At 45.0% G+C, this 23,314-nt stretch carries 20 protein-coding genes; 15 read left to right on the forward strand and 5 right to left on the reverse strand.

The features are described 5' to 3' along the window. Window positions 1-5: 5 nt before the first annotated feature. From QO189_RS05655 to QO189_RS05685, 7 genes are all read left to right on the forward strand, one after another. A complete protein-coding gene (locus QO189_RS05655) occupies window positions 6-1,745 on the forward strand; it encodes a hypothetical protein (RefSeq protein ID WP_371531900.1) in 1,740 nt (579 codons plus the stop codon). Window positions 1,746-2,075: 330 nt separating this feature from the next. Continuing rightward, complete coding sequence (locus QO189_RS05660; protein WP_371531901.1) at window positions 2,076-4,163, forward strand: EAL domain-containing protein; 2,088 nt, start codon at window positions 2,076-2,078, stop codon at window positions 4,161-4,163. Window positions 4,164-4,221: 58 nt separating this feature from the next. Beyond that, entirely contained in the window at window positions 4,222-4,680 is a 459-nt protein-coding gene (locus QO189_RS05665) for a cytochrome c family protein (RefSeq protein ID WP_371531902.1), read from the forward strand. Window positions 4,681-4,728: 48 nt separating this feature from the next. Further along, a complete protein-coding gene (locus QO189_RS05670) occupies window positions 4,729-5,757 on the forward strand; it encodes an AAA family ATPase (RefSeq protein ID WP_371531903.1) in 1,029 nt (342 codons plus the stop codon). 110 nt (window positions 5,758-5,867) lie between these two features. Next, on the forward strand, window positions 5,868-6,884 hold the full coding sequence (locus QO189_RS05675) for a DUF58 domain-containing protein (RefSeq protein ID WP_371531904.1): 1,017 nt from the start codon (window positions 5,868-5,870) through the stop codon (window positions 6,882-6,884). After that, window positions 6,881-9,112, forward strand: a complete 2,232-nt coding sequence (locus QO189_RS05680) for a transglutaminaseTgpA domain-containing protein (protein WP_371531905.1) — start codon at window positions 6,881-6,883, stop codon at window positions 9,110-9,112. Before QO189_RS05675 ends, QO189_RS05680 begins: the two co-directional genes overlap by 4 nt. Window positions 9,113-9,229: 117 nt before the next feature. Then, window positions 9,230-9,517 carry a DUF4031 domain-containing protein gene (locus QO189_RS05685; RefSeq protein ID WP_371531906.1) on the forward strand — a complete coding sequence of 96 codons (288 nt, stop codon included), beginning with the start codon at window positions 9,230-9,232 and terminating at the stop codon, window positions 9,515-9,517. Window positions 9,518-9,609: 92 nt separating this feature from the next. On the opposite strand, the gene QO189_RS05690 is transcribed toward QO189_RS05685, so the two are convergent. Together QO189_RS05690 and QO189_RS05695 are read right to left on the reverse strand one after the other, a co-directional pair. Then, window positions 9,610-10,128 carry a DUF302 domain-containing protein gene (locus QO189_RS05690; RefSeq protein WP_371531907.1) on the reverse strand — a complete coding sequence of 173 codons (519 nt, stop codon included), beginning with the start codon at window positions 10,126-10,128 and terminating at the stop codon, window positions 9,610-9,612. A gap of 93 nt (window positions 10,129-10,221) precedes the next feature. Then, on the reverse strand, window positions 10,222-11,088 hold the full coding sequence (locus QO189_RS05695; RefSeq protein ID WP_371531908.1) for a LysR family transcriptional regulator: 867 nt from the start codon (window positions 11,086-11,088) through the stop codon (window positions 10,222-10,224). A gap of 297 nt (window positions 11,089-11,385) precedes the next feature. On the opposite strand from QO189_RS05695, the gene QO189_RS05700 reads away from it, so the two are divergent. After that, the gene (locus QO189_RS05700) at window positions 11,386-12,510 is read left to right on the forward strand and encodes an S-(hydroxymethyl)glutathione dehydrogenase/class III alcohol dehydrogenase (protein ID WP_371531909.1); all 1,125 of its coding nucleotides are present in this window, start codon (window positions 11,386-11,388) and stop codon (window positions 12,508-12,510) included. Between the two features lie 131 nt (window positions 12,511-12,641). On the opposite strand, the gene QO189_RS05705 is transcribed toward QO189_RS05700, so the two are convergent. Both QO189_RS05705 and QO189_RS05710 read right to left on the reverse strand, forming a co-directional pair. Next, window positions 12,642-13,337, reverse strand: a complete 696-nt coding sequence (locus QO189_RS05705; protein WP_371531910.1) for a haloacid dehalogenase type II — start codon at window positions 13,335-13,337, stop codon at window positions 12,642-12,644. Between the two features lie 44 nt (window positions 13,338-13,381). Next, window positions 13,382-14,035: a DsbA family protein gene (locus tag QO189_RS05710; RefSeq protein ID WP_371531911.1), complete on the reverse strand. Its 654-nt coding sequence runs from the start codon at window positions 14,033-14,035 to the stop codon at window positions 13,382-13,384. Window positions 14,036-14,434: 399 nt separating this feature from the next. Here QO189_RS05710 and nfsB point away from each other — a divergent pair, with 399 nt between their 5' ends. The 7 genes from nfsB (at window position 14,435) to QO189_RS05745 (ending at window position 22,352) form a co-directional block, all read left to right on the forward strand. After that, window positions 14,435-15,091 carry an oxygen-insensitive NAD(P)H nitroreductase gene (nfsB, locus tag QO189_RS05715; protein ID WP_371531912.1) on the forward strand — a complete coding sequence of 219 codons (657 nt, stop codon included), beginning with the start codon at window positions 14,435-14,437 and terminating at the stop codon, window positions 15,089-15,091. Window positions 15,092-15,509: 418 nt separating this feature from the next. Next, a complete protein-coding gene (locus tag QO189_RS05720; RefSeq protein ID WP_371531913.1) occupies window positions 15,510-16,181 on the forward strand; it encodes a 2Fe-2S iron-sulfur cluster-binding protein in 672 nt (223 codons plus the stop codon). Continuing rightward, window positions 16,178-17,170, forward strand: a complete 993-nt coding sequence (locus QO189_RS05725; protein ID WP_371531914.1) for a xanthine dehydrogenase family protein subunit M — start codon at window positions 16,178-16,180, stop codon at window positions 17,168-17,170. Before QO189_RS05720 ends, QO189_RS05725 begins: the two co-directional genes overlap by 4 nt. A gap of 2 nt (window positions 17,171-17,172) precedes the next feature. Continuing rightward, window positions 17,173-19,596 (forward strand): molybdopterin cofactor-binding domain-containing protein, encoded by a 2,424-nt coding sequence (locus QO189_RS05730; protein WP_371531915.1) that lies wholly within the window; start codon window positions 17,173-17,175, stop codon window positions 19,594-19,596. Between the two features lie 125 nt (window positions 19,597-19,721). After that, window positions 19,722-21,011: an XdhC family protein gene (locus QO189_RS05735; protein WP_371531916.1), complete on the forward strand. Its 1,290-nt coding sequence runs from the start codon at window positions 19,722-19,724 to the stop codon at window positions 21,009-21,011. Continuing rightward, window positions 21,008-21,757, forward strand: a complete 750-nt coding sequence (locus QO189_RS05740; RefSeq protein ID WP_371531917.1) for a nucleotidyltransferase family protein — start codon at window positions 21,008-21,010, stop codon at window positions 21,755-21,757. Before QO189_RS05735 ends, QO189_RS05740 begins: the two co-directional genes overlap by 4 nt. 34 nt (window positions 21,758-21,791) lie before the next feature. Continuing rightward, on the forward strand, window positions 21,792-22,352 hold the full coding sequence (locus tag QO189_RS05745; RefSeq protein ID WP_371532050.1) for a GNAT family N-acetyltransferase: 561 nt from the start codon (window positions 21,792-21,794) through the stop codon (window positions 22,350-22,352). A 6-nt stretch (window positions 22,353-22,358) separates the two neighbouring features. Here QO189_RS05745 and QO189_RS05750 read toward each other — a convergent pair whose 3' ends face one another. Further along, window positions 22,359-23,036 (reverse strand): methyltransferase, encoded by a 678-nt coding sequence (locus QO189_RS05750; protein ID WP_371531918.1) that lies wholly within the window; start codon window positions 23,034-23,036, stop codon window positions 22,359-22,361. Window positions 23,037-23,314 lie beyond the last annotated feature (278 nt).

The raw sequence follows: 23,314 nt of genomic DNA on the forward strand, positions 1-23,314 counted from the left end.
TACTGATGATAACTTTATCTATGTTTCAAGAAGCCCTTTCTTCCAAAGAGCCACTACCAACGCCAAATCAATCAGTGAACGGCCAAGAGCATCATCTGCTCAAACTATTGACAACGCTATCTTCACAAACCCAAGAGCAGCAAGCTGAGCACTTAGAAAAAGTCCTCTCCGTATTATGCGAGGCTAATATAGATGAGCTTCAACGCCTTAAACTGATGACGGCTGTGAGCGATGCTTCAGATCGGTTGATTGCCACGTTACGGCAGCAGTATATTTATGAAACAGGCGCGCTGAGTGAGGTGCAGTTGGGTTATGTGGCTCAAGTAAAATCCTTGCATTATTTAATTATTTTGGCTTATGACAAGGTTGTACGTCGTCAAGAATTAATATCAAACAGTCAGCCAAAAAAAATTTCAAAGAAAGGTTTTCCACCCTATTTTAATACCAATAAAAAACGCGCCAATACGCTTACTGTTGCCATTTATCAGTCGCTACTGAGGTACCACAAGCTATTGTGTGAAGAGGCACTTTGCTATCGCAAGCCATCAGATTATCTCTGGTTCAGAATTAATCAGCTGTATCATCTCGCCTATCAACAGCGTGTGTCTCATCTAGATCTGAATCGAGAAACAGTGACACCCTACACAAATAATATTCATCAGCTTTATTGCCAAATATGCTTGCACAGTTTATTGAATGTACGTGCCATGCGTCGTCCTAACATTCTATTGGTGCAACGTTTATTGCCTGAATGGTCTCAGTATATTGTCGCGACAATCGAACCAACGACGGAGACACGAGTGTTCGTGGATTTACAGAGTGATAAACCACCAACGTATCTAACGCCCAATTCTGAGATAAATCCCTATGAAGATCACCATGACTGCTTGTTTCTAGAGCTGACCCCTATGGTGCAGTATTTTAATTCACGTAGGCAGGTATCCATTGAGGGCAGTAATGTAGGGATAGGACACGGTCTGCTAAATACGATCTCAATGACCATCAGTTATCGTTATCTACAGTCACAGCTCACACTGCCTACTAAATATAGTGTCAAACACCGTGCGAGCTTAATCGCTGGTTTTAACAGTATCCACCACTATGTTGGTGACTCGAGCAGCTTTGCTAGCTTGATAGCAATAGACGAGCTATCCATAGACGAGCGCCCTCGTTATGACACGGTTAATGCAGAGCAAAACAATAACAGCGCGTCAGACATAGAAGTGTTTGACAGTCATGACCGTCTGTCACTATTTCGTACACTGCGATTGATGCCAACAGTAGATGTCTTGAATGAAGAGCATGTTGGAGAAGAAGCTCTTGATATGGATACGATAGATGGCGAGCTTGTTGCAGTCACACCGCCATCACTACATATCATGAGTTTGTTCTTGGTCTGTCAACCTGATGTGACAGAGCAGCCAGATCGATCAATAGGGGTAGTGCGTTGGCGGCATTTTGATACCAAAGACAAAGAGGTTGAATGGCAATTGCTTGGTCATCAGATCGTGGCATGCGGGTTACGCTTGGAAGGGAGGGACCCACAGAACCATCATTTCGTGCCGGCGCTGATTCTTGGCAAAGATGAGCAGCTGCAAACCATGAGTTCACTTATTGTACCTTCGTCTTACTTCCAGCCTGATGATAGAGTCATAATGCGTATCAACAGTAAACAGACCCATTTACGTTTGGGTCGTAGATTACTGATGACTGACGGGTTTAGTCAATACGAAATAGCCAAATAATGACTATTTATAAATTTGTTGAAAGAAAGATAGGTTGCACCGTGTAAGAAAAAAGGCTGATGTTTTTTTGATAATAATATTAAACAAACAAGGTCATAAGTTAACCTGCAGTCAACCAAATTATTGTCTATAATGAGGGATATTGTTACTCTGATTTATAAGATACCTCGGGCGCTAGAATATATCATGCCAACTAAAACTCAGCCACTATCACAATACTCACTGAGCCTACTCTCTATAGTGTTTTCTAAGCTAGGCTAGTGTTTGGAAACAGTATAAGGTGTCAAAAATAAGAGATAAAGATACAACCATAAGATTAAAAGGCTACCTATGCGCATTCAGTCCACCTTAAATTTATTAGTGATTAACGATGATCAGCTCTATGCTGAGCGTCTTGTACATCTACTGAGCAATTATTATGACAGCGTGAATTTAGGATTTTTGGATGATAAAGAAGAGCTGTTAAAAGTACTGCGCCAGTCGTGGGATGTGCTGGTGTTCGGTAGTGCCTATGATATGAGCTTTACGGATGTGGTTGGTATCATTCAAGAGCAGAGCATTGACTTGCCGATGATTTATTTGATGAAGGATGAGGCGATATCGACCGCGTGTAATGATGAGGGGTTGCCTGCGGTGATGAGCGGAACCATGGTCAAAGCACTCAAGGCTGATCAAGAGATGGCTATCGTTATGGCTATCTGCTTACAGCATGACAGCTTACGTAGTCGCCGTGAGCTCAAGAAACTACGCCATGTTCTATCAGAAGCAGAGCAACGTGCCAATGTGCTGATTAAGAACTCAAAAAGTGCAGTTGCCTATATCGATGAAGGCATCCATATCTTTGCCAATGATCCTTATCTTCAATTGTTTGGCTTTCGGTCAATGAATGATGCCATAGGTGTGCCTGTTATTGATTTGATTTCAGGTGGCGATAGTGTCAAGGACTTCAAGCAATTTCTACGTCAGTTCGATAAAGGTAGCCGTGACGAAGTCGAGTTTAACTTTGAAAGCGTGCGCACGGATGGCAGTACTTTTGAGGCAAAATTACAGTTGGCATCTGCGACTTTAGATGGCGAACCCGTTACTCAGATTATCATACAACAAAATGCTAGCAACAGCGCAGAGGTTGCCAAACGCTTGGCTGAAGCAGAGCGTAAAGATAACCTGACAGGTGTGAATAATCGCCGCGGCTTTGAGGAGCAAATGGCGATAGTGCACCAGCAAGCAACTCAAGGCGTGCTGACAGCAGCATTGCTCTATGTACAGCTCGATAATATTGGAAAAATAAGAAGTAGCCTCGGTTTGCAAGGAGTAGATACGACTGTCAAACAGGTTGCCTATGCATTAGATGAACTGGTATCGGATGGACATGTCAGCCGCTTTAGTGATACCGCATTCATGATACTTGTCAAAGACAAAACTACCTCAGAGCTCAAAGAGCTGGCTGAGAACATCGGTTCGCGTATCAGTGAGATGCTCATTGAGGTAGACAAGCGTACGACGAGTACCACGGTGAGTATTGCGATCGTCAAAATCGAAAAAAATACCGCAGAGCCCGCTATAATAATAGAGCGGGCTATGGATGCTATTAGCCAGATTATGGTCGAAACCTCTAACCATGGTGACACTTATCATCTATATGATCCAAGTGAGCATGCCAATAGTGATGATCATGCACTTGCTGAGTCCCTGATTGATGCTATTACAAATAGTCGGTTTGAGCTGTCATTTCAACCGATATATGATATCAATCAAGATCGTAGTGACTTTTTTGAAGTGTATTTGCGACTGCCATTGGCCGATGCCGATAACACGGTATTGACTCCTGATCAGTTTATGGCTGTTGCCAAGAAACATAAATTACTCGAAAAAATAGATCGCTGGGTACTTATTAATGCTTGTAAAAAAGTAAATGATGTCCGTAAAGAGCATCCTGAAGCCAGACTATTGGTGCAGCTAACCAGTGCCTCATTGATTGATAAGAAGCTGCCCAATGTTGCAAGCCAACTGATCAAGGCAGTAGGCGGCGCTGCTGGTGTGTTAACATTGCAATTTAACGAAAAAGACATCTCGGACCATTTAACTGTGGCAAAATCTCAGTTTTCGGCCCTTAACGAAGTTAACTGTCAAATGGGTATCAATAACTTTGGATCTTCTACTAAATCTATCGAAATTGCTAATCTAGTGCAGCCGGATGTTGTGCGTTTGGCCCGCAACTATGTACAAGATATCCACTCAGCAGATAATTTAGATACGGTTAAGTCACTTATCACGCGTACCAATGAGGTAAATGTTGATGTTCTGATGCCGTATATTGAAGATGCAGCGACTATGTCGGTCGCATGGAGTGTGGGGGCACGCTATCTGCAAGGGTACTATTTAGAAGAGCCTAGCAAAACGCTAAAGATCGCCAGTTAACATATTGCGATGCTACAAAATCTTTACCGCTAATGCTCACCAACCAAAGATTGCCAAAATGTCTATTGTTAATGAATATCAAATAAGCAGTCTTTTTGCCGCTGTTTTATTGCTCACTGCTTGTGAGCGTACACCGCCTGATCATCGCGACCCTGTGACCCTGCCATTGTATACTAAAGGAGATGCAGTTAACGGCGCGTTGATCTATAAAGATGCTTGTGGTCAGTGCCATCAACGTAATGCTGGTCTCAATAAAAAGGGCCCGCAATTAATGAATATATACGGCGCACCAGCTGCTGAGCTAAAAGATTATACCTACAGCAAAGGGCTCACAGAGTCAGGGTGGGTATGGGATGCCAAAACGCTCAATCCCTATATCGCGGATGCACAAAAAGCTATGCCAGATTCAAAGATGCTATCAGACCCTATGCCAGATGCCAAAGAGCGCGCGGATATTATTGCGTATTTATCAACCCTTCGCGCTGATGCGCCGATTGTCGTAGATGATGCAAACTGACCTTAATGGTTGATCGTTATGACCCAAAAAATGAGCCGATAATTTACTATGACCCATGCCCCTAACGATATAGCACCATCACACACATATCAAAAAATAGCCGAAACGCTTAGTCAGTCCGCTCCTAGTGCCGTCGACTTACAACGCAATCAGCAGAAAATTGCACAATTGATGGCGCAATTGAACCAAATTGTATTGGATAAACCGCAAGCAGTTAAATTGGCACTCAGTGGCATACTGGCAGGTGGGCATTTATTGCTACAAGACTTGCCTGGTATGGGCAAGACAACTCTAGCTCAAGGTTTGGCTCAGCTGTTAGGCCTGAGTTTTAGCCGAGTACAGTTCACTAATGACATGCTACCTGCCGATATCTTAGGGATGAGTATTTACGACCAAAGCAAATTGCGCTTTGAATTTCGTCCCGGTCCTATTTTTACTCAACTGCTACTCGCTGATGAAATCAACCGCTCCAGCCCCAAAACGCAAAGCGCGTTACTCGAAGCAATGGAAGAGCGACAAGTGACGCAAGATGGGCAGACTTATCCCTTGCCGCAGCCGTTTTTTGTTATTGCAACCCAAAACCCACTGCAACAAGCTGGCGTCTATCCGTTACCTGAATCACAGTTAGATAGGTTCTTGCTGTGTCTGTCATTGGGCTACCCGTCACCTATGGCAGAGCGTGAACTACTAAAAGGTCAAGATCGCCGTGAGTTGCTAAAAGATTTAGATGCGGTGCTTGATACTGAAGCTGTACTGTTGGCACAGCAAGGCGTAAAGCAAGTTTATGTGGCAGACGTTGTATTGGATTATTTACAAAGACTCGTTGCAAAGACTCGAGCAAGCCAAGAGTATCATGGGTTATCACCACGTGGCGTGCTATCGCTGCAGCGTGCTGCACAGGCGTATGCTTATGTGTCAGGGCACATGGAGGTGACGCCTGAAGATATCCAAGCAGTCTTTGCTGCCGTGGCTGATCATCGTCTTGGTCAGCGTTTTGCACCTGCACAAGTAGTAGGTGGGCAAGCACCGCAGACCATCGCCCAACGCATTTTAGCAGACGTGCCTGTCATCGTTTAGCTGTCCATGTTGTAGTACGAGCAGGTTTGATAATACATGGCTATATCATTGTGTCCGTTAGTCTGAGGACAAGTGACTAGAGTCAATTATATGGTAAGAATAGGGTAGTCATGAGCTTTTTACCACAAGCCTTAACCGCGGCAACCAGGTCAGTAATGAGCCGTTGGTTTGCCTCGCGCGCACCCAAAAATGATAGCGCGACGCTCAATCTACGCAACGTCTATATTTTTTTTAGTCGTGAGGGCATGCTATTTGCCGTGCTATTAGTGATTACCTTTATCGCGGGTATCAATTATGGCAATAACTTGGTACTTGGCTTATGTTTTTATCTGGTCAGCGTTTGGTTGATTAGTTTTCATGTGACTTTTGCGCACATATCGGGTCTGCAAGTGCGTCTGCTAGAAGTGACTATGACAGAGGAAGGTACGCCCGCTTGGGTAACGCTGCAACTCAAAAGTGAGAGCCGTCAACCAAGGCGACAGTTATTATTTGAGTTTGAGCAAGCAGCTGATAAGAAGAATAAAGCTGGCACGAATCGACAAAGCTCCATACTCGTAACGAGTCTACAAAGTGAGCAAACTATTCGCCTACCTGTTCAAACCCGCAATCGTGGCCCTCTTGAGCTGCCACGGTTAACAATCAAAACGGTTTATCCTTTGGGTATTATGCGTGCTTGGTCTTATGTTTATTTTGAACGAAAGGCTTGGGTATATCCCAAACCTGAAGCGTTTGACTGGCAGGCGCAGTATTCAATTGCGAGCTCGGAGGATCTGCCAACTGGTGGGCAATATCGACAAGGACAAGACGACTTTGAACGACTGGATAATTATGTCGAAGGGGAGTCACTGGCTCGAGTCTCTTGGGGACATGTAGCACGGGGTCAGGGTATGTTTACCAAGCACTTTGCAGATCCTGTTGGTCATGAGCAGACACTTGATTATGCAGATATGCCAGCCGCACATCACGAACAGAAGCTTGCGCAATTGGCTCATGGGGCGTTAACATTGGGCCAATTAGGCGTACCCTTTCAAATGCGTTTACCCAACGATATGCCTGCTAGCGCAGCGGTGGGTGATGGCGAGACTTTTGCGCAAGCGTGCTTGCTAAGGCTGGCGAAAGCACCATGACTGAAATCAAGCAGTTTTCTGCAACCGATGCCACAAAAACGGCAAGCTTCGAGCAGTTAGCACTCGGTCAAAATACCCAAGCGAAAAATGGCATGGCAGCTGATAATAAATGGTATCGGCGACTACTGGCACTACCAGCCTACTACTGGGTGCTAATTGCTCAAATAGCAGTCGTGTTGCCACATGCTGCTCACTTGCCAATATGGTTAATCGGGTTTGCTGCGGTTAGTATCATTGCCCAACTACCGCGTATCAAGAGTCGGCTAAAAAAAATCTCGCATTTAAAACGTGTCTATCAAAGTATGCAGATGCTGGGCTTCCTGCTAGGCCTAGTAGGTCTGTGGCTAACGTATAACACAGCCTTTGGGCTAGATATGGGTGTGGCATTTTTGGTGCTATGTCTTGCTAGTAAGCTTTGGGAGTTGTACAAGCGCCGCGATGCTTATGTGGTGTTGAATTTATCGCTATTTGTAATTGCTGCCTTGTTTTTGATAGATCAAGGTTTGATTACCACTCTAGAAGTGATAGTAGGAGCGGTGATCGTACTATTGGCGTTTATTGCGCTCAATGATGACAGTAACGCTCGTGGTGATGGACGCTTGCGTACTTTAGGGGTTTTAGGGATTGGGGCACTGCCATTATTAGTAGTGCTGTTCCTGTTTTTCCCAAGACTGCCGCCACTCTGGTCAGTACAACTATCAGGTCAGCAAGCGACCACAGGTGTCTCTGATAGTATGTCACCCGGTGATTTTGCCAATCTAGGCCAGTCAACTGAGCTGGCTTTTCGCGTAGAGTTTGCTGATGATCGTCCACCGCAACAGCAACTATATTGGCGGGGACTCGTGTTTAGTGATTTTGACGGGGTAACATGGCGACCAAGCAATCAGGTAAGCCAATGGTCGACTAGATCGCCAGCACCAACATGGTTTCAGAATGCCTTTGCTACCGTTCCTGAGCAAGTGCAAGCAGCACCTACTCGCTATCAAATTATCCTAGAACCTACTCAGCAAAACTGGCTATTCGGACTCGATTATCCTTTTTCTCAGCAGCCAGATATCAACGTTACCTCAAACTTTACGTTATCAAAAGATCAGCCAGTCACGCAGCAGCTGCGTTATGATGTAATGCAGTTTGCGCCGATGCGTATTGACCCGATTCTGACAGATGTATCACGACGCCTAAATCTTGCGCTGCCTAATGAAGGCAACCCTCAAGCACGCGCGCTTGCTAAGCAGTTGTTTGCGCAATCAGGCTCAGATCCCGTGCGCTACATGGCTGCTATCGAGCGCTGGATTAATCAAACAGAATTTCGCTATACGTTGTCGCCGCCACGACTCAATGCCAACCGTATTGATGAGTTTTTGTTTGAGACCAAAGCAGGATTTTGTGAGCACTACTCTTCAAGTTTTACTTTTATGATGCGCGCAGCTGGTGTCCCAGCGCGGGTGGTAGCAGGCTATCAAGGGGGCGAGCCCAGTCGCAATGGCAACGTATGGGAAGTGCGGCAAATGGATGCGCACGCATGGACTGAGGTTTGGCTCGAAAATCAAGGCTGGGTACGCGTCGATCCAACGTCGTTTGTGGCGCCTGAGCGGGTCGAGCAGGGCATGAATGCGATGACCCAGCAGCAAGGGGCAGCCATGTTTGGCAGTGGTGCGAGTGCGCAAATCAGCTATCAGCAGTATCAAATGCTACAAACGTTACGTCGTTTATCCGATCAAGCCAGCTATTACTGGCAAAAAGATGTGGTCGGCTATGACCAAGACAAACAAGCAGATTCGCTACTAAAATGGTTCAACATCAGCTCCATCATGCAGCAAATTATCTCGTTAGCGGCCAGTGCTGTTATGATTATGGCCACTTTAGTATTTATCATTTGGCGCCGCCGCCGCAAACGCTGGCACCCAGCAGATTTGCCGCTTGCCCAGCTCTCAAAACGTATCGGTAAGCGTGATAAATTGCTGGCTCGAGAGGATCATGAAGGGCAGTTAGCTTGGCTTGAACGCTTAGCATCTGCTATCGATAGTCGCCTAGATAACGATACTCACCGTAATGCAAGTCATTTAACAGACAGTGAACATCCGATAGCGATTCAGACAAAGCTGGTTGAAATTAGACAAGATTACCGTCAGCTACGTTATGGACGCCTGAGTAACTTGGATACTGGCCATAGTGAGTATCAAAAACTACTCAAGCAACTCAAAAAAAATGTGCGCGAATTATTGTAACGTTTTAATATATGGCGTTGATAATTTGCGTGAGATTAAAGATATGGATTTATAGATATTTGGCAGGCATCAGTGAAGGCTAGTTTGAGAAGATTAGTAAGTAAGAGAGAGTGACTTATGGCGGTATATGTAGATTTTGTGCAGATAAAATTCAAAGGCTATAGGTGGTGCCATATGCTTGCGGACAGTTTGCAAGAGCTGCATGATTTTGCAGCATTCATTGAGGTAGATCCGCGTTTATTCCACCGTAATGCCAGCTATCCACATTATGATATCACCGTACAGATGCGCGAAACAGCTATTGCTCAAGGCGCGCTTCCTGCAGACAGAAAAAAGATTATTGAGTGCGCAAAGAAGCTAAAAGTAGAGCTACAGTCTGAAATGTCGTTATCTGATAGTGACTGATGCAGCTTATAGGCCACACAAAGAAAAAGGTAGGTGAAGCTTTTGCTCACCTGCCTTTTTCTTTACTCAGATTATACTTTTCTCGGTTGGTATTATTTGGCAACTGCCGCCGTGCTGATAGCGTTAAGTGCTTTTGAAATATTATCAATAACGGTATTGCAACCTTTGATATTATGGCGTGTTTTTAGATATTCAGGATTGTTGTATGACAGCCATACCTTTTTATCGGCATCTTCGCTAATGAGGATTTTCTGCGGTAAATCAATGGCGACGGTTTGCTCGCAATTCATCAAAGGCGTACCCGCTTTGGGGTTGCCAAACATGATGACTTGTGTTGGTCGTAATGACAAGCCTGCACTCTGAGCATTTTTTTGATGATCGACGCGCGCAAACACTTTCATATCTTTACTTTCGATCATTGAGACCAGCTTATCTGCGGTATCTTGGACGGAATGATTGCTTGGTAAGGTTACTAGGCCTTTCTCAGCATTGATTGACTGGGTTGTGTCTGTCAGTGAATCAGTAGCATCGGCTTTATTCAAAAACGTATCAACACTGGCGCAAGATGACACGGCCAATGCTAGAGCGGCAATAGAGACAGTTTTAATCATAGTGATATCCTTTAGCGGTCCGTAGTAGGTGGCAATACCGAATACTTATTGTGCGTCATCAGACTGGTGATGGCAACACGTCTTAATAGATCGCTAAACCAAACGCTCTGCCAGATAATCAACCAGTAGTCTAATCTTTGGTGATAGTTGACGGTTATGTGGGTAGATGGCCCAGATGCTTTCTTCAGGCTCTCTATAGTCATCAAGTACGCTCACCAACTCCCCCGATACCAGATATTTTTGCACATAATAATCAGGCAACTGTACGATACCAAGTCCTTTTAGCGCCGCATCAACCAGACTATAGCCGCTGTTATACTGTATGGAACCAGAGACGCGCAGGTTTTTTTCTGTGCCTTTTTCGACAAAATGCCAATAGTCACGTGTACCCAGTAGGCAGTTGTGCTGGCTGAGATCGTCAAGCGTGCGCGGCATACCATATTGATGCAGATAAGCAGGTGTCGCACAGACAAAATTGGTGCGCAGGCTAAGCTTTTTTGCCATCATCGTGGAGTCGCGCAACTTGCCAATACGAATGGCCAAATCATAGCCGCCTTCGACCAAATCAATCTGTTGATTGCTTAAAAAAGCGGTCACTTCGATCTTACGATACTGAATCATAAAATCATTGATCAGCGGTAGTAATTGCTGCTCGCCATAAGTCACAGGCGCGGTCAGTTTAATTCTACCTTGAGGCTTTGACTGCAAATTGCTCACCGCTTGCTCAGCCGCGTCCAAACCATCGAGTACACTGCGGCAATGCTGATAAAACACGCGGCCCTCTTCAGTGAGTGAGACCTTGCGCGTGGTACGATATAGCAGCTTTATATTCAGCCGCTCCTCTAATGCGCTGATCTGGCGGCTGACTTGCGCAGTCGAGATGCCAAGCGTTTTTGCAGCGCGCGTAAAGCTCTCATACTCTGCCACACAGACAAACTCACTAATCCCTTCCCAGCGCATGATTATTACCAATATGTAAAAGATATTTGCAAATATAGCATATTGTTATCCGCTCAGAAATAAATATAATGGTTAGTATCAATGTAAATAGATGCTGCTTTACTGTCATCGATGCTTGCCTATATAGGGCAGGCAAGATAAGCTCAGTCTATCTTTATCCGTTTTAAGTACCGAAATCATGACTATTAAAACGAGCAGATAACATTATTGAAAAAAAATAATGATTGGGCGTGAATGACGGTCTTAAGTTTACGCTACGTCACAATCCATCAATAACAATCAAAAAGAGAGATTCCTATGTCAGATAAATTTATTAAATCAAAAGCCGCTATCGCTTGGGGCCCAAAGCAGCCATTATCTATCGAAGAAGTGGACGTCATGCTACCGCGTAAAGGCGAAGTCTTGGTAAAAATCGTGGCCAGCGGTGTGTGTCATACGGATGCGTTTACTTTATCTGGTGAAGACCCAGAAGGCGTGTTCCCCGCGATTTTGGGTCATGAAGGTGGCGGTATCGTTGAGCAAGTAGGCGAAGGCGTGACCAGCGTTCAGGTCGGCGACCATGTCATCCCGCTATACACGGCAGAGTGCGGCGTGTGTAAAATGTGCCGCTCAGGCAAAACCAATCTTTGCTCAGCAGTACGTGAGACGCAAGGTAAAGGTTTGATGCCAGATGGCACGACGCGTTTTTATAAAGACGGCGAGCCTATCTACCATTATATGGGCTGCTCAACGTTTTCTGAGTACACGGTTTTACCAGAGATCTCTTTGGCTAAGGTCAATAAGGACGCGCCATTAGAAGAAGTTTGCTTGCTTGGTTGCGGTGTTACCACGGGCATGGGTGCGGTCATGAATACCGCAAAAGTCGAAGAGGGTGCAACGGTCGCTATCTTTGGTCTTGGCGGCATTGGACTATCCGCAGTCATCGGTGCTGCGATGGCAAAAGCCAGCCGTATTATTGCGATTGATATTAACGAGAGCAAGTTTGAACTGGCTAAAAAACTGGGCGCAACGGATTGTATCAACCCGAAAGATTATGACAGACCGATTCAGGAAGTCATCGTTGAGCTAACCGACGGCGGCGTTGATTATTCGTTCGAATGTATCGGTAACGTCGATGTCATGCGTTCAGCCCTAGAGTGCTGCCATAAAGGTTGGGGCGAGTCGGTCATCATCGGTGTCGCTGGTGCTGGACAAGAAATCTCCACGCGTCCGTTCCAGTTGGTGACAGGTCGCGTCTGGAAAGGTTCCGCATTTGGCGGTGTGAAAGGCCGTACAGAGTTACCAGGTTATGTCGAGCGTTACCTTGCGGGCGAAATCCCACTACAGGACTTTATCACCCATACGATGCCAATAGAAGACGTCAATGAAGCGTTTGATTTGATGCATAAAGGCGAGAGCATCCGTACGGTTGTCAATTTCTAAGCGTCGTTACTGACAGTAATATTAAAATCACGGTTTTAACCTGATGACGCTATAATAAAAAATGCTGCTTCAATTTTGAAGCAGCATTTTTTTTGATTTTATTTTTAAATACATCCTAATATTTGGATGTATTAAGCACCCTTTTTGCCAATAATTTGATCCGCTAGTGTCGATAAATCTGATGCGATCAAATCTGGTACTGGTACATTTGGTGCGCTGAGTATCTCGTTATACGGGCGGGTCAAAAAGGCACCGCGACAACCTACCGCTTGCGCGCCGATGGTATCCCAAAGGTGACAAGCGACAAGGCACAAGTCTGATGTCTTAACATCAAGCGTATCGGCTACCATTTGGTAAGTTTCAGGTGCTGGCTTGAACTTACTAACAGTCTCAACACTAAAATGCTGCTCAAAGAACTGACTGAGTCCCGCTTTTTCTAGCGGTGTTGGAGACGCGCTGCTCGCTGAATTGGTTAGTGTGACCAATCGAAATCCTGCATCGCGCAGTCGTGTCAGTGCTGGTGCTGCATCAGGATGCGCCGGCAACGCACTCATTCTTTCTTTAAACTCATCGATATCAGACTCTGTCAGCGTCACTTGCCTGATATCTGCAATCATCTGTAGTGCGCCAACGCCAATCTTATCGAAAGGCGTATACATACCAGATAGCGTCATGGTTTGAGAATACAAGACCAGCTGAGCGAACCATTCGCGCATGACATTTTGGTCATCAAAAATGCGTGCAAATAAAGGAGTGAGCGTTTCGATATCGAGCAGCGTCTCATTGACATCAAAGACAATGATCGAAGGAAAGGGTTTAGAAGACATAAAGCATCCTTGTATAGAATAACATTTTTATAATGACAGACGGTTTAATCAGTCATATTCGCCAACTGCTCTAATATACTGACGTAATTCTCAACCCCTTGCGCACCGCTGACCAAATGGCGCTCGTTGAAGATAATCGCCGGCACGCTTTGAATGCCTTGCTGTTGCCAATGCTGTTCTTCTGCTCGTACTTCTTTTGCAAAGAACTGACCTTCTAACACTGCCAGTGCCTCACTACGGTCCAGTCCAGTCTCAGCTGCAATATCAGCAAGCACATTGATATCAGAGATATTCTTATTATCAGTAAAATGCGCGACAAATAACGCTTGTTTTAACTCATGCATACGTCCTTGCTGGTCTGCAAAATGTAGCAGCTGATGCAGATTAAAAGTGTTATGCATGCGTGTGTCGTCATTGAAGTTGAACTCAAAACCAACCTCACGACCCGCTTCTCTCATTCTGATTCGGCTAGCATCTGACTCTTCCTTAGTCGAGCCGTACTTTTCAATAATGTGCTCACGCAAGTTTTGCCCCTCGCTTGGCATATTGGGGTTTAACTCAAACGGATGCCAATGAATGGTATGTGCGGTATTGGTTTGCTCAAGGGCTTTTGCCAGTTGGCGATAGCCGATGACGCACCAAGGGCAAACAACGTCTGAGACAATATCGATTCGGAGTGGTTTTTCTGATGTGCTCATATGTCCTCGCAGGTATGATTATTTGTATTTTATTTGAGATTTTCATAGGTGGGTATATTAGGCAACGCTATCTAGAGGGCTTGACTCGCTGCAAAATAGCTCAGTCAATACTAAGAGAATGAAGGAGTGATTACAATGTAGTCTGAACAGTCTGCGTTATCACTTAGGTAGCTCAATTGTAACTATTATCATTAGGATAGCCGGAATTTTTGCAAAAACAGTGTAACAACTGACGCATTGATAACAAAACCTGTGATTACTTAACCAATTTGCCGTGGTCACAAAACAGGTTTTTATTTAAAGTTGCTCCATTGAAATTAGCGATGATTATTTATAAATAATGCTAATACTAATAATTTAATAAGCAATAAAAACTTAACACTCACTATGGGGTCATGTATGAAAAATATCACTGAAGCAATGAACTGGCGTTACAGCACCAAAGAGTTTGATACCAACAAAAAAATATCAGCAGAAGACTTTCAGAGTCTAAAAGATATCTTACGTCTCAGTCCGTCGAGCACCAATATTCAACCTTGGCATTTTGTGATTGCTGATGACGAAGCGGGCAAAGCTCGAATCGCTAAAGGCACTGAGGGCATGTATGAATTCAATGATGCCAAAGTAAAAGATGCATCGCATGTCATCGTATTATGTAGTCGTGTCTATGCTGATGACGAGTTTTTGAACGAAGTGCTCGACAAAGAAGATGCCGATGGTCGTTTTGCAGAACCAAAATTCAAAGAGCAAATGCATCAAACGCGTAAAATGTTTTTGGACATTCGTCGTTACGAGCAAAAAGACGAGCCGCATTGGTTGATAGAGCAGTTGTATCTTAATATGGGGGCTTTGCTACTAGGAGCTGCGACTTTAGGTATCGATGCTGTGCCAATGGAAGGCGCAGATCTAAAAGCGCTTGATGAAGAATTTGATTTGCGTAGCAAAGGCTATACCGCCGTTGCCGTGATTTCGCTTGGCTATCGTAGTGAAAACGACTTTAATGCTGATCTACCTAAGTCTCGATTTGACGAAGAAACAATCATTACTAAGGCCTAGTTTAAGTTGAAAGTATCATTCTAAAGTAGCTTCGTAATAGCCCTATAGACTCCTGTTTGTGGGGCTTTTCTTTACCGACATCTATTTGACATACTACCTTTTTCTAAAAAATAGATTGCCCACTTCACAAAGGATATGGCTAAATAATCAAGCCTACGTTTGATTGCTGATAGATAAAAATCAATCAATAAGAGTCAGCCGCGGATGGTTAGGCTAATTAAAGTAAATGATTATCAATTATCCTACAGCGATTGGTAGTATTCACTTTCAGGTACTACCTCGGTTTAAAAACTACACTGTAATGACTACAAAGTTAACACAAAATATCGTCCTCAATAAGACATAATCAATTTATTGACGCCGTAACAGCGAGGCGTTTTACTACTCCCTTATATTCATCTGCCAGCGAGAAGCCAGCATGTCTACCTTGACGTTAACAATCAATAAGCAGGATTATCAGCTCGAGAATCTTGACGCCCGTACGACATTGCTCGATGTCTGTCGTCAGCATTTACAAATTACTGGACCCAAAAAAGGCTGTGACCACGGTCAATGTGGGGCCTGTACCATGCTTATCAATGGACGACGGGTCAACTCCTGTCTGACACTTGCCATCATGCATGATGGTGATGAGATTACGACTATCGAAGGCATCGGGATGCCAGACTCACTATCGGCGCTACAACAAGCGTTCAAAGATAACGACGCGTTTCAGTGCGGGTACTGTACACCAGGTCAAATCTGTTCAGCGACTGCATTGATAGAAGAAGTAAAGCAGAATTGGCCAAGCCATGTGAGCACCGATCTACAGAATCCTGATAGCCTGCTGGTACAAGAAATCGCTGAGCGCATGAGTGGCAATATCTGCCGTTGCTCCGCTTATCCTAATATTATCAAAGCCATCTCACAAGTGCTAGAGAATGAAGCATCAGCGTCTACCTCTAAGACAGCTGACAACGCTGCGCAACACTCAAGCGTAACAGGTATTTGGTCACCGCCGCCTAGTGAGACGCAACTTGGCAAAAACTCATCAAATAATAAGATTGCAAATAACAAAACAGCAAATGGTACAACAGGAGGCCGCTCATGAAACGCTTTGAATATAGCCGTGCTGATGCACCAGAGCAAGCCGCGACATCTGCCAGTAGTAAAGATGCTTCTTTTATCGCAGGTGGTACCAACTTATTAGACTTGATGAAGTTAGAGATTGAGACACCCATCAAACTCGTCGATATTACGCGTCTTGACTTAGAGCAAGTAGAAACGACTGCTGATGGTGGTTTGCGTATTGGTACACTTGTGACCAACAGTGATTTAGCCGCGCATCCTGATGTGATTGCCAATTATCCAGTATTGTCCCGAGCTATTTTAGCAGGGGCGACTGGTCAGCTACGTAACAAAGCAACGACGGGTGGCAACTTCTTGCAGCGCACTCGTTGCTATTATTTTTATCAAACAGACAGCGCTTGTAACAAACGTGAGCCGGGGACCGGTTGTCCTGCTATCAATGGCGAAAACCGTACGCTAGCTATTCTAGGTACGAGCGATGCCTGTATTTCTCAGCATCCATCTGACATGGCAGTGGCCATGCGCTTGCTGGATGCCACTATTGAGACAATAAAGGCGGACGGATCGACTCGCGCTATCGATATCAAAGATTTTTATTGCTTGCCAAAAGACACCCCGCATATCGAAAACGTGCTAGAAGCAGGCGAGTTGATTACTCATGTTGTACTACCTGCCCCTATCAAGGGTATGCATACCTATGACAAAGTGCGAGACCGTGCTTCTTATGCCTTTGCACTGGTATCTTGTGCCGCAGTCATCGATGCTGATGAAAATGGCAACCTAAAGACAGTACGTTTGGCGTTCGGCGGCATCGGTACTAAGCCATGGCGTAATGAAGAGGTTGAGGCACTATTAACAGACACCAATGGCAACAGCGATGTTATCACGCAGGCCGCTGATCTGTTATTGCATGATGCCAAAGGGAATGGTCAAAACGACTTTAAAATACCATTGACGCGTCGCCTATTAAAACAAGTCATTCAGCGCGCACTAGCGGGCGAGGGAGCATAATCATGGCACTATTAGAATCAATCACACAGTCAGAACCAACCAAAAAACTGACCATGGATGAGCCTGTTGAAACGCTATTTAGTACAACGGCAAGCAAATTGGTCGGTAAGCCTATCAACCGTGTTGATGGTTCGCTAAAGGTTAGCGGCCAAGCAAAATACAGTGCTGAAATACACTTGGACAATCAAGCCTATGGTGTCTTGGTAGGCGCGACCATTGCCAAAGGGCGAGTTGAGAGTATTGATAATGATTCGCTAAAGGGTATTCCTAATATTATTAAGGTCGTGACTGATCCTGAGCATTTCTTACGTAACTCTCAACAAGGTGGACTAAAAAAAGCACCGACGCAGGGAGCGACTGAGATTTTTTATCATGGTCAGCCTATTGCGGTCGTCATCGCTGAGACTTTTGAAGCAGCGAGAGAAGGCGCGAAGGCGCTTAAAGTTACCTATACAGATGAGACTGATCAGGCAGCATTAAACTTTACTCAAGAGCTATCTAATGCACACGCGGTCGATGAGAAGAAAGGCTCTGACAAAAACTACGTCCAAGGTGACCCGGATCAAGGCTTAGCTGATGCGGCAGTGACTGTTGATCGCTTTTATCATACACCAAGTCAAAACAGCTCTGCGATGGAGCCTCATGCAACATTGGCTCATTGGGAAGACGATAAGCTAGTTCTGTATACTGCCAATCAGATGCTCGCTTCTTGCAAACAGCAAGTGATGGATGCTCTGGACCTAAATAAAGATCAAGTACAACTGATCGCACATTATGTCGGTGGTGGGTTCGGTAGTAAGCTCGGTATTGCTCCTGAATCTATTGCGGCGGCGATTGCTGCAAAAGATCTGGGTCGTCCTGTGTTGATCACTATGACGCGCCCACAAGTGATGGAGGCGACAGTCCGGCGCTCAAACACGCGTCAGCGTATCGCAATTGGCGCGAACAATGACGGCGTGATCGATACATTGATTCACGATACGATCTCTAGTAATTTGCCAGATGAGGCTTTCTTTGAGCCAACTGCTTTATCTACGCACTATCTATATAGCGGCAAAAACCGCCGCGTAAATTATGAATTGGTAGATATGAACCAAGTATTAGCAGGCTCGATGCGTGCACCTGGGGAAGCGGTTGGAATGATTGCCGTTGAATGTGCAATGGATGAATTGGCTACTCAGTTAGAGCTTGATCCTATCGAGCTGCGTCGCCGTAATGAACCCGAAAAAGACCCTAGTAAAGACATTCCGTTTTCGACACGCAAGCTGATTGAGTGTATGGAGCAAGGTGCCAAGCAGTTTGGTTGGGATAAACGAAATGCAAAACCTGCCAGTCAATTAGAAGGTGACTGGTGGATAGGTACAGGCATGGCTGCGGCTGCCCGTGGCAATCAATTACAGGCATCTGAAGCACGTGCAACCCTACAGGTAGATGAGTCAAAAGCACTTGGTATCAAAGCAGTTATCGAGACAGATATGACAGACATTGGTACAGGGTCTTATACGGTGTTTTCTCAGGTAGCGGCAGACCTGTTAGGACTGCCTATTGACCATGTTGAGATGAAACTAGGTGACAGTGCATTGCCACCAGCATCAGGCTCAGGTGGCAGTTGGGGTGCTGCAAGTGCGGGTAGTAGTGTCTATCTTGCTTGCGAGCAGCTGCGTGAAATGCTAGCAGAAAAAGTTGGTCTGTATCCTGACAACATTCAGTTAGATAATGGTCAAATAAAGAAAACAGGCGAGCATGCTTTAACAGCAATGGAAGCTGCTAAAAAGAGCGGACAATCACTTGCCGACAGCACTATAGATAAGCTATCGCAAACCACAGGGCTTTCGCTATCAGGACAGTCAGCATCACAAGAGTATGATTTTGAAAATACAGGGGCTTACGCGCTTGCAGAAGTAGTCGCTGGCTATGATGAGCAAAAAATCAGTGCCAAAGGTCAGATAAATCCAGGTAAGAATGGCAAAAAATATCGTCAATCTTCGTTTGGTGCTAACTTCGCTGAAGTCGCTGTTCATAAAGTGACAGGTGAGATTCGGGTCAAGCGCATGACAGGTGCATTTGCCGCGGGTCGTATTCTGAACCACAAAACAGCGACCTCACAATGCTATGGTGGCATGGTATTTGGTATTGGTTCAGCGCTGATGGAAGAGGTGATTCATGACAAACGTGACGGTCGCCTCTGTAATCACGATCTTGCCGAGTACCATGTGCCAGTCAATGCGGACGTACCGCAGTTAGATGTCATATTGGTGGAAGAGGATGATCCGTATACCAATCCAATGCATATCAAAGGTATTGGTGAGACAGCTATTGCAGGTGCTGCTGCCGCGATTGCCAATGCCGTCTACAATGCGGTAGGTGTCCGTGTTTACGATTTTCCGATTACGTTAGATAAGTTGCTTTATGAGATGCCAGAGTAGTTTTATCAGCTTATGTATGACAAGAACCCGCTTACTGAGCGGGTTTTTGTAACTGGGTCGGTAGTATATTTTAGTACTATCAAAAAATTCATTATAAAAGAAATAATTATTAAATAAGAGGCATTATGAATCAAGTCGCTGACATTCTGAAGCTGGCAAGCGAGGCTCAGCAGCAAGGTGTTGATGCTGTATTGGCCACTGTCATTCGTACAGAAGGCTCAGCGTATCGCCGTGCTGGCGCCATGATGCTCATCTGTGAAGATGGTCGCTCAGTTGGAATGATTAGCGGTGGTTGCTTGGAGCCCCATATTATCAAACGTGCCTTTTGGCTCACGCGTGACGGTGCCAATGTGCAGGTTTATCAGACGGGTGATGACATTGAATATGCCGAAAATGGTCAAGCGCAGGCAGCGATCAACAAAGAAGCTGGCGATACAGATGATGATCTAGACGACTTGGATGGCCTGGATGACATGGACTTTGATGAGTTGAACTTTGGACTCGGGTGTAATGGACGTGTCCATGTGCTGTTTGAGCGTCTGGCAACAGCTGTACCATTTTTAGATTTAATTCGTCAGGTTCGGCGAACTCAGCAGCCAGTTATGGTCGCTACTTTGATACGTGCCAACGGTTATCAGAATACTAAGCTGCAAATAGGCATGCGTATCAATTTAGAGGAATATCACGATTCGGAAGATTTGCCAGAACAAGAGATAATAAAACCTTCGAATATAATTGCCGATATCGTAGAAAAGTTAGCAGAGTACAAGCTGTCTGAGGGAAATGCCGAATACGTGACCATAGAAACGAATGAGGTAACCACCGAGTGGCTCGTGCAACACCTGCAACCACAAGTGCGTTTATTAATTTGTGGCGCAGGTAATGATGTGATGCCACTGGTGACCATGGCAAAGCTACAAGACTGGCATGTGACGGTCATAGACAGTCGCACACAATATGCGACTCGTATGCGTTTTCCTCAGGCAGACACCGTCATGTCATTATCTCTAGAGGATAGTGATACGTTGCTGAAGCTGAGCCACAACGCTGCAGTCGCTCTGATGTCACATAGCCTGACTCAAGACCGCGCTCGCTTGGCGATATTGCTGGCACATGCGCAAAATTATAGATATTTAGGACAGTTGGGGCCACGTTATCGTACCGAACGCTTAATCAATGAAATCAGCGCCAACATTGCAAATCCTACTGTTTTGGATGTTGGTATCCGTAAATTGCATTATCCAATTGGCTATAAACTGGGCGGAGATGGTCCTGAAGCACTCGCACTTGGTATCATGGCACAGATAAATGCAGTCATGCACGATCAAGCCTCATCAATAGCGGTTTCGGATAGTAGTTTTTTGCATACAGCAGCGTTGAGTAGTGATGCTGATATTGTGCCGAGTACCGCATGAGTAGTATCGTCTTAGAAGAAAATGACAGACAGGGGCAAAATCATGCTGTCATCATATTGGCAAGTGGCCTCAGTCAGCGTCTAGGTCAACCCAAACAGCTGCTCGTTAAGGATGGCGAGCCATTAATCATGCGCACGATCCGATTGGCAGTAAGCACCAATCCGCAAGCCGTCATCGTTGTGATTCCTGATAAGCATCCTGCAATTGCTAGTACAGTTACAGAGTTGGCTGTGCAATATCCAGCGGTTCAAGCGGTAGTAAATCCAAAACCTGAAACTGGTATGGCGGACAGTTTGCGTTTGGGTATTAAGACCATCGCTAGCCTTGACACTGCGTCAATCGAGCGCGTGCTCATTATGGGTGTTGATCAGGTTTTATTGGGTGAGTCACACTTAACGGCTTTGCTGGCTGGTGAACAGTCTGTAGTGGCAAGTAAGTATCATAGTTGGCACAACTGGCAAGATTTAGAAAACTACCAAAATTTGGGTGAAGAAGAATCTAATAAAAGTTCCGCTGCCAATAAATCCACAAGCAATATCATTGGTCTACCTTTAGTCATTAACTATCAGCTACTCAGACAATGGCAGGCAATGTTAGCAGGGGATAAAGGGCTACGGCATCTGATTAGAGAGTTGCCAGCCGATCAAATAGGTAAAGTCAATAATGACCAACTTAGCTATGATATTGATACGCCTGAACAGCTAAGCTATGCCAAACAACAAGGCTGGCTTGATAAGAAATTTTAATGATACTGAGTACTAAGCGACCGATATGACAAGTATGATAGAAACCGAACGACTGTACCTCAGACAGTGGCAAGCGAGCGACTTTGCACCATTCGCTGAAATGAATGCCAATCCTGAAGTAATGGAATATTTTCCCAAGTTATTACCTACTTCTATGAGTAATACTATCGCCAAAAAATGCCAGACGCTGATTGAGGATAATGGATGGGGATTTTGGGCGGTGAGTCGCAAAGGCTGCTCAAATAAAAACGATGACTTTATCGGTATGGTTGGGTTAAATAACGCGCATGCCGACATGCCGTTTTCTCCTGCTGTCGAGATTGGTTGGCGCTTGCACAATGATTATTGGGGACAAGGGTATGCGACCGAAGCCGCGCAGGCTGCTTTGCGCTATGCTTTTGATGTTTTAGAACTTAGCGAGGTTGTTGCCTTTACTGCCGTTATCAATAAGCGCTCGCAAAAGCTTATGGAGCGTCTTGGTATGATCAACACACAAGACAATTTTTATCACCCTATGCTTGATGCCAAGCACCCACTTGCTGAGCATGTTCTATATAAAATCACACGAAAGCAGTGGCAATCCCTTAGCGCATAACGGACTCTATGTATCTGATACGGCCGATCTTGAAAACGTCAAAATATGTCCCTTAAACGGCAACTCTAAATAAGTCGTATTTTCAGGTTTGACATGCTGACTACTAAAGCCAAACTCGATCATTTTATTGGTCAGTTTGTTTTTGCGACCGCGACCAGGATCGACTACGATGACTTCACAGGTTGGCAGCGCATGACGCTCGATGAATTCAGCCAATATATCGATGTGCTGGTCTTCATAGAGCAAGTCACTGCCGATAATGATATCAAACTTGCCAAGATGGCTATTGTCCTCTGACCAGTCCAAACGCTCAAAATTAATCTCTTTGTTATTATTCAGCGTGGTATTTCTATCCAGAAAATACTCAACCGTTGGATGATAGTCAGTCGCTGTAATGTCCGCATGTCTATGATTGAGCAGCAGACTCGATAGCGCCATGCCGCAGCCCACTTCCAAAATTCGTTTGCCCGCGATATCGTAATCCAGCATATGATTGGCAAGCACCAAGCTTGATGGCCATATGACGCCAAACATCGGCCAAGACGCCGAGCAAATGCCCAAATTTAACGCCTCATCATCAGGATCGCTAAATTGCTGATTGTCACGCAGGGTGCAAATATGAATGTCAGTGTTGCCAATTTCGATCGTTTGATAGCGCACGCGCACGGTGGTCAGCGAAGTCATAAACTGTCCTAAAAAATAAGCAAGAATGCAAGGTTTGGCAGAGGTTGCCACTGTCGATGAGGTAGGACGTTGGAGGCGATAATTTAAATCTTTGAAATGGTATAAACTCGATTTTGTAGAAGCTGATATCTTGCAGAAATTTAATCGGCAACAAGATAAGCGTGCGAAGAGTATGCATCAAATATTGACAAGTTATTGTTAATTCTGAAGGTATTGTTATTGCTGCGCAAAATCGTCCAGCACTAGAAAGTAAAGTCATTAAGAAGCGGATGGTTATA

The sequence above is a fragment of the Psychrobacter sp. Arc29 genome, assembly GCF_041431175.1.
GTDB lineage: Bacteria > Pseudomonadota > Gammaproteobacteria > Pseudomonadales > Moraxellaceae > Psychrobacter.

Excerpts from the sequence above, each read along its gene's own strand:
- QO189_RS05730 (WP_371531915.1), top strand. The coding sequence starts at position 17,173 with ATGGCACTATTAGAATCAATCACACAGTCAGAACCAACCAAAAAACTG.
- QO189_RS05710 (WP_371531911.1), bottom strand. The coding sequence starts at position 14,035 with ATGAGCACATCAGAAAAACCACTCCGAATCGATATTGTCTCAGACGTT.
- QO189_RS05655 (WP_371531900.1), top strand. The coding sequence starts at position 6 with ATGATAACTTTATCTATGTTTCAAGAAGCCCTTTCTTCCAAAGAGCCA.
- QO189_RS05740 (WP_371531917.1), top strand. The coding sequence starts at position 21,008 with ATGAGTAGTATCGTCTTAGAAGAAAATGACAGACAGGGGCAAAATCAT.
- QO189_RS05700 (WP_371531909.1), top strand. The coding sequence starts at position 11,386 with ATGTCAGATAAATTTATTAAATCAAAAGCCGCTATCGCTTGGGGCCCA.
- QO189_RS05665 (WP_371531902.1), top strand. The coding sequence starts at position 4,222 with ATGTCTATTGTTAATGAATATCAAATAAGCAGTCTTTTTGCCGCTGTT.
- QO189_RS05720 (WP_371531913.1), top strand. The coding sequence starts at position 15,510 with ATGTCTACCTTGACGTTAACAATCAATAAGCAGGATTATCAGCTCGAG.
- QO189_RS05680 (WP_371531905.1), top strand. The coding sequence starts at position 6,881 with ATGACTGAAATCAAGCAGTTTTCTGCAACCGATGCCACAAAAACGGCA.
- QO189_RS05695 (WP_371531908.1), bottom strand. The coding sequence starts at position 11,088 with ATGCGCTGGGAAGGGATTAGTGAGTTTGTCTGTGTGGCAGAGTATGAG.
- QO189_RS05690 (WP_371531907.1), bottom strand. The coding sequence starts at position 10,128 with ATGATTAAAACTGTCTCTATTGCCGCTCTAGCATTGGCCGTGTCATCT.
- QO189_RS05685 (WP_371531906.1), top strand. The coding sequence starts at position 9,230 with ATGGCGGTATATGTAGATTTTGTGCAGATAAAATTCAAAGGCTATAGG.
- QO189_RS05725 (WP_371531914.1), top strand. The coding sequence starts at position 16,178 with ATGAAACGCTTTGAATATAGCCGTGCTGATGCACCAGAGCAAGCCGCG.
- nfsB (WP_371531912.1), top strand. The coding sequence starts at position 14,435 with ATGAAAAATATCACTGAAGCAATGAACTGGCGTTACAGCACCAAAGAG.
- QO189_RS05705 (WP_371531910.1), bottom strand. The coding sequence starts at position 13,337 with ATGTCTTCTAAACCCTTTCCTTCGATCATTGTCTTTGATGTCAATGAG.
- QO189_RS05675 (WP_371531904.1), top strand. The coding sequence starts at position 5,868 with ATGAGCTTTTTACCACAAGCCTTAACCGCGGCAACCAGGTCAGTAATG.
- QO189_RS05735 (WP_371531916.1), top strand. The coding sequence starts at position 19,722 with ATGAATCAAGTCGCTGACATTCTGAAGCTGGCAAGCGAGGCTCAGCAG.
- QO189_RS05670 (WP_371531903.1), top strand. The coding sequence starts at position 4,729 with ATGACCCATGCCCCTAACGATATAGCACCATCACACACATATCAAAAA.
- QO189_RS05750 (WP_371531918.1), bottom strand. The coding sequence starts at position 23,036 with ATGACTTCGCTGACCACCGTGCGCGTGCGCTATCAAACGATCGAAATT.
- QO189_RS05660 (WP_371531901.1), top strand. The coding sequence starts at position 2,076 with ATGCGCATTCAGTCCACCTTAAATTTATTAGTGATTAACGATGATCAG.
- QO189_RS05745 (WP_371532050.1), top strand. The coding sequence starts at position 21,792 with ATGATAGAAACCGAACGACTGTACCTCAGACAGTGGCAAGCGAGCGAC.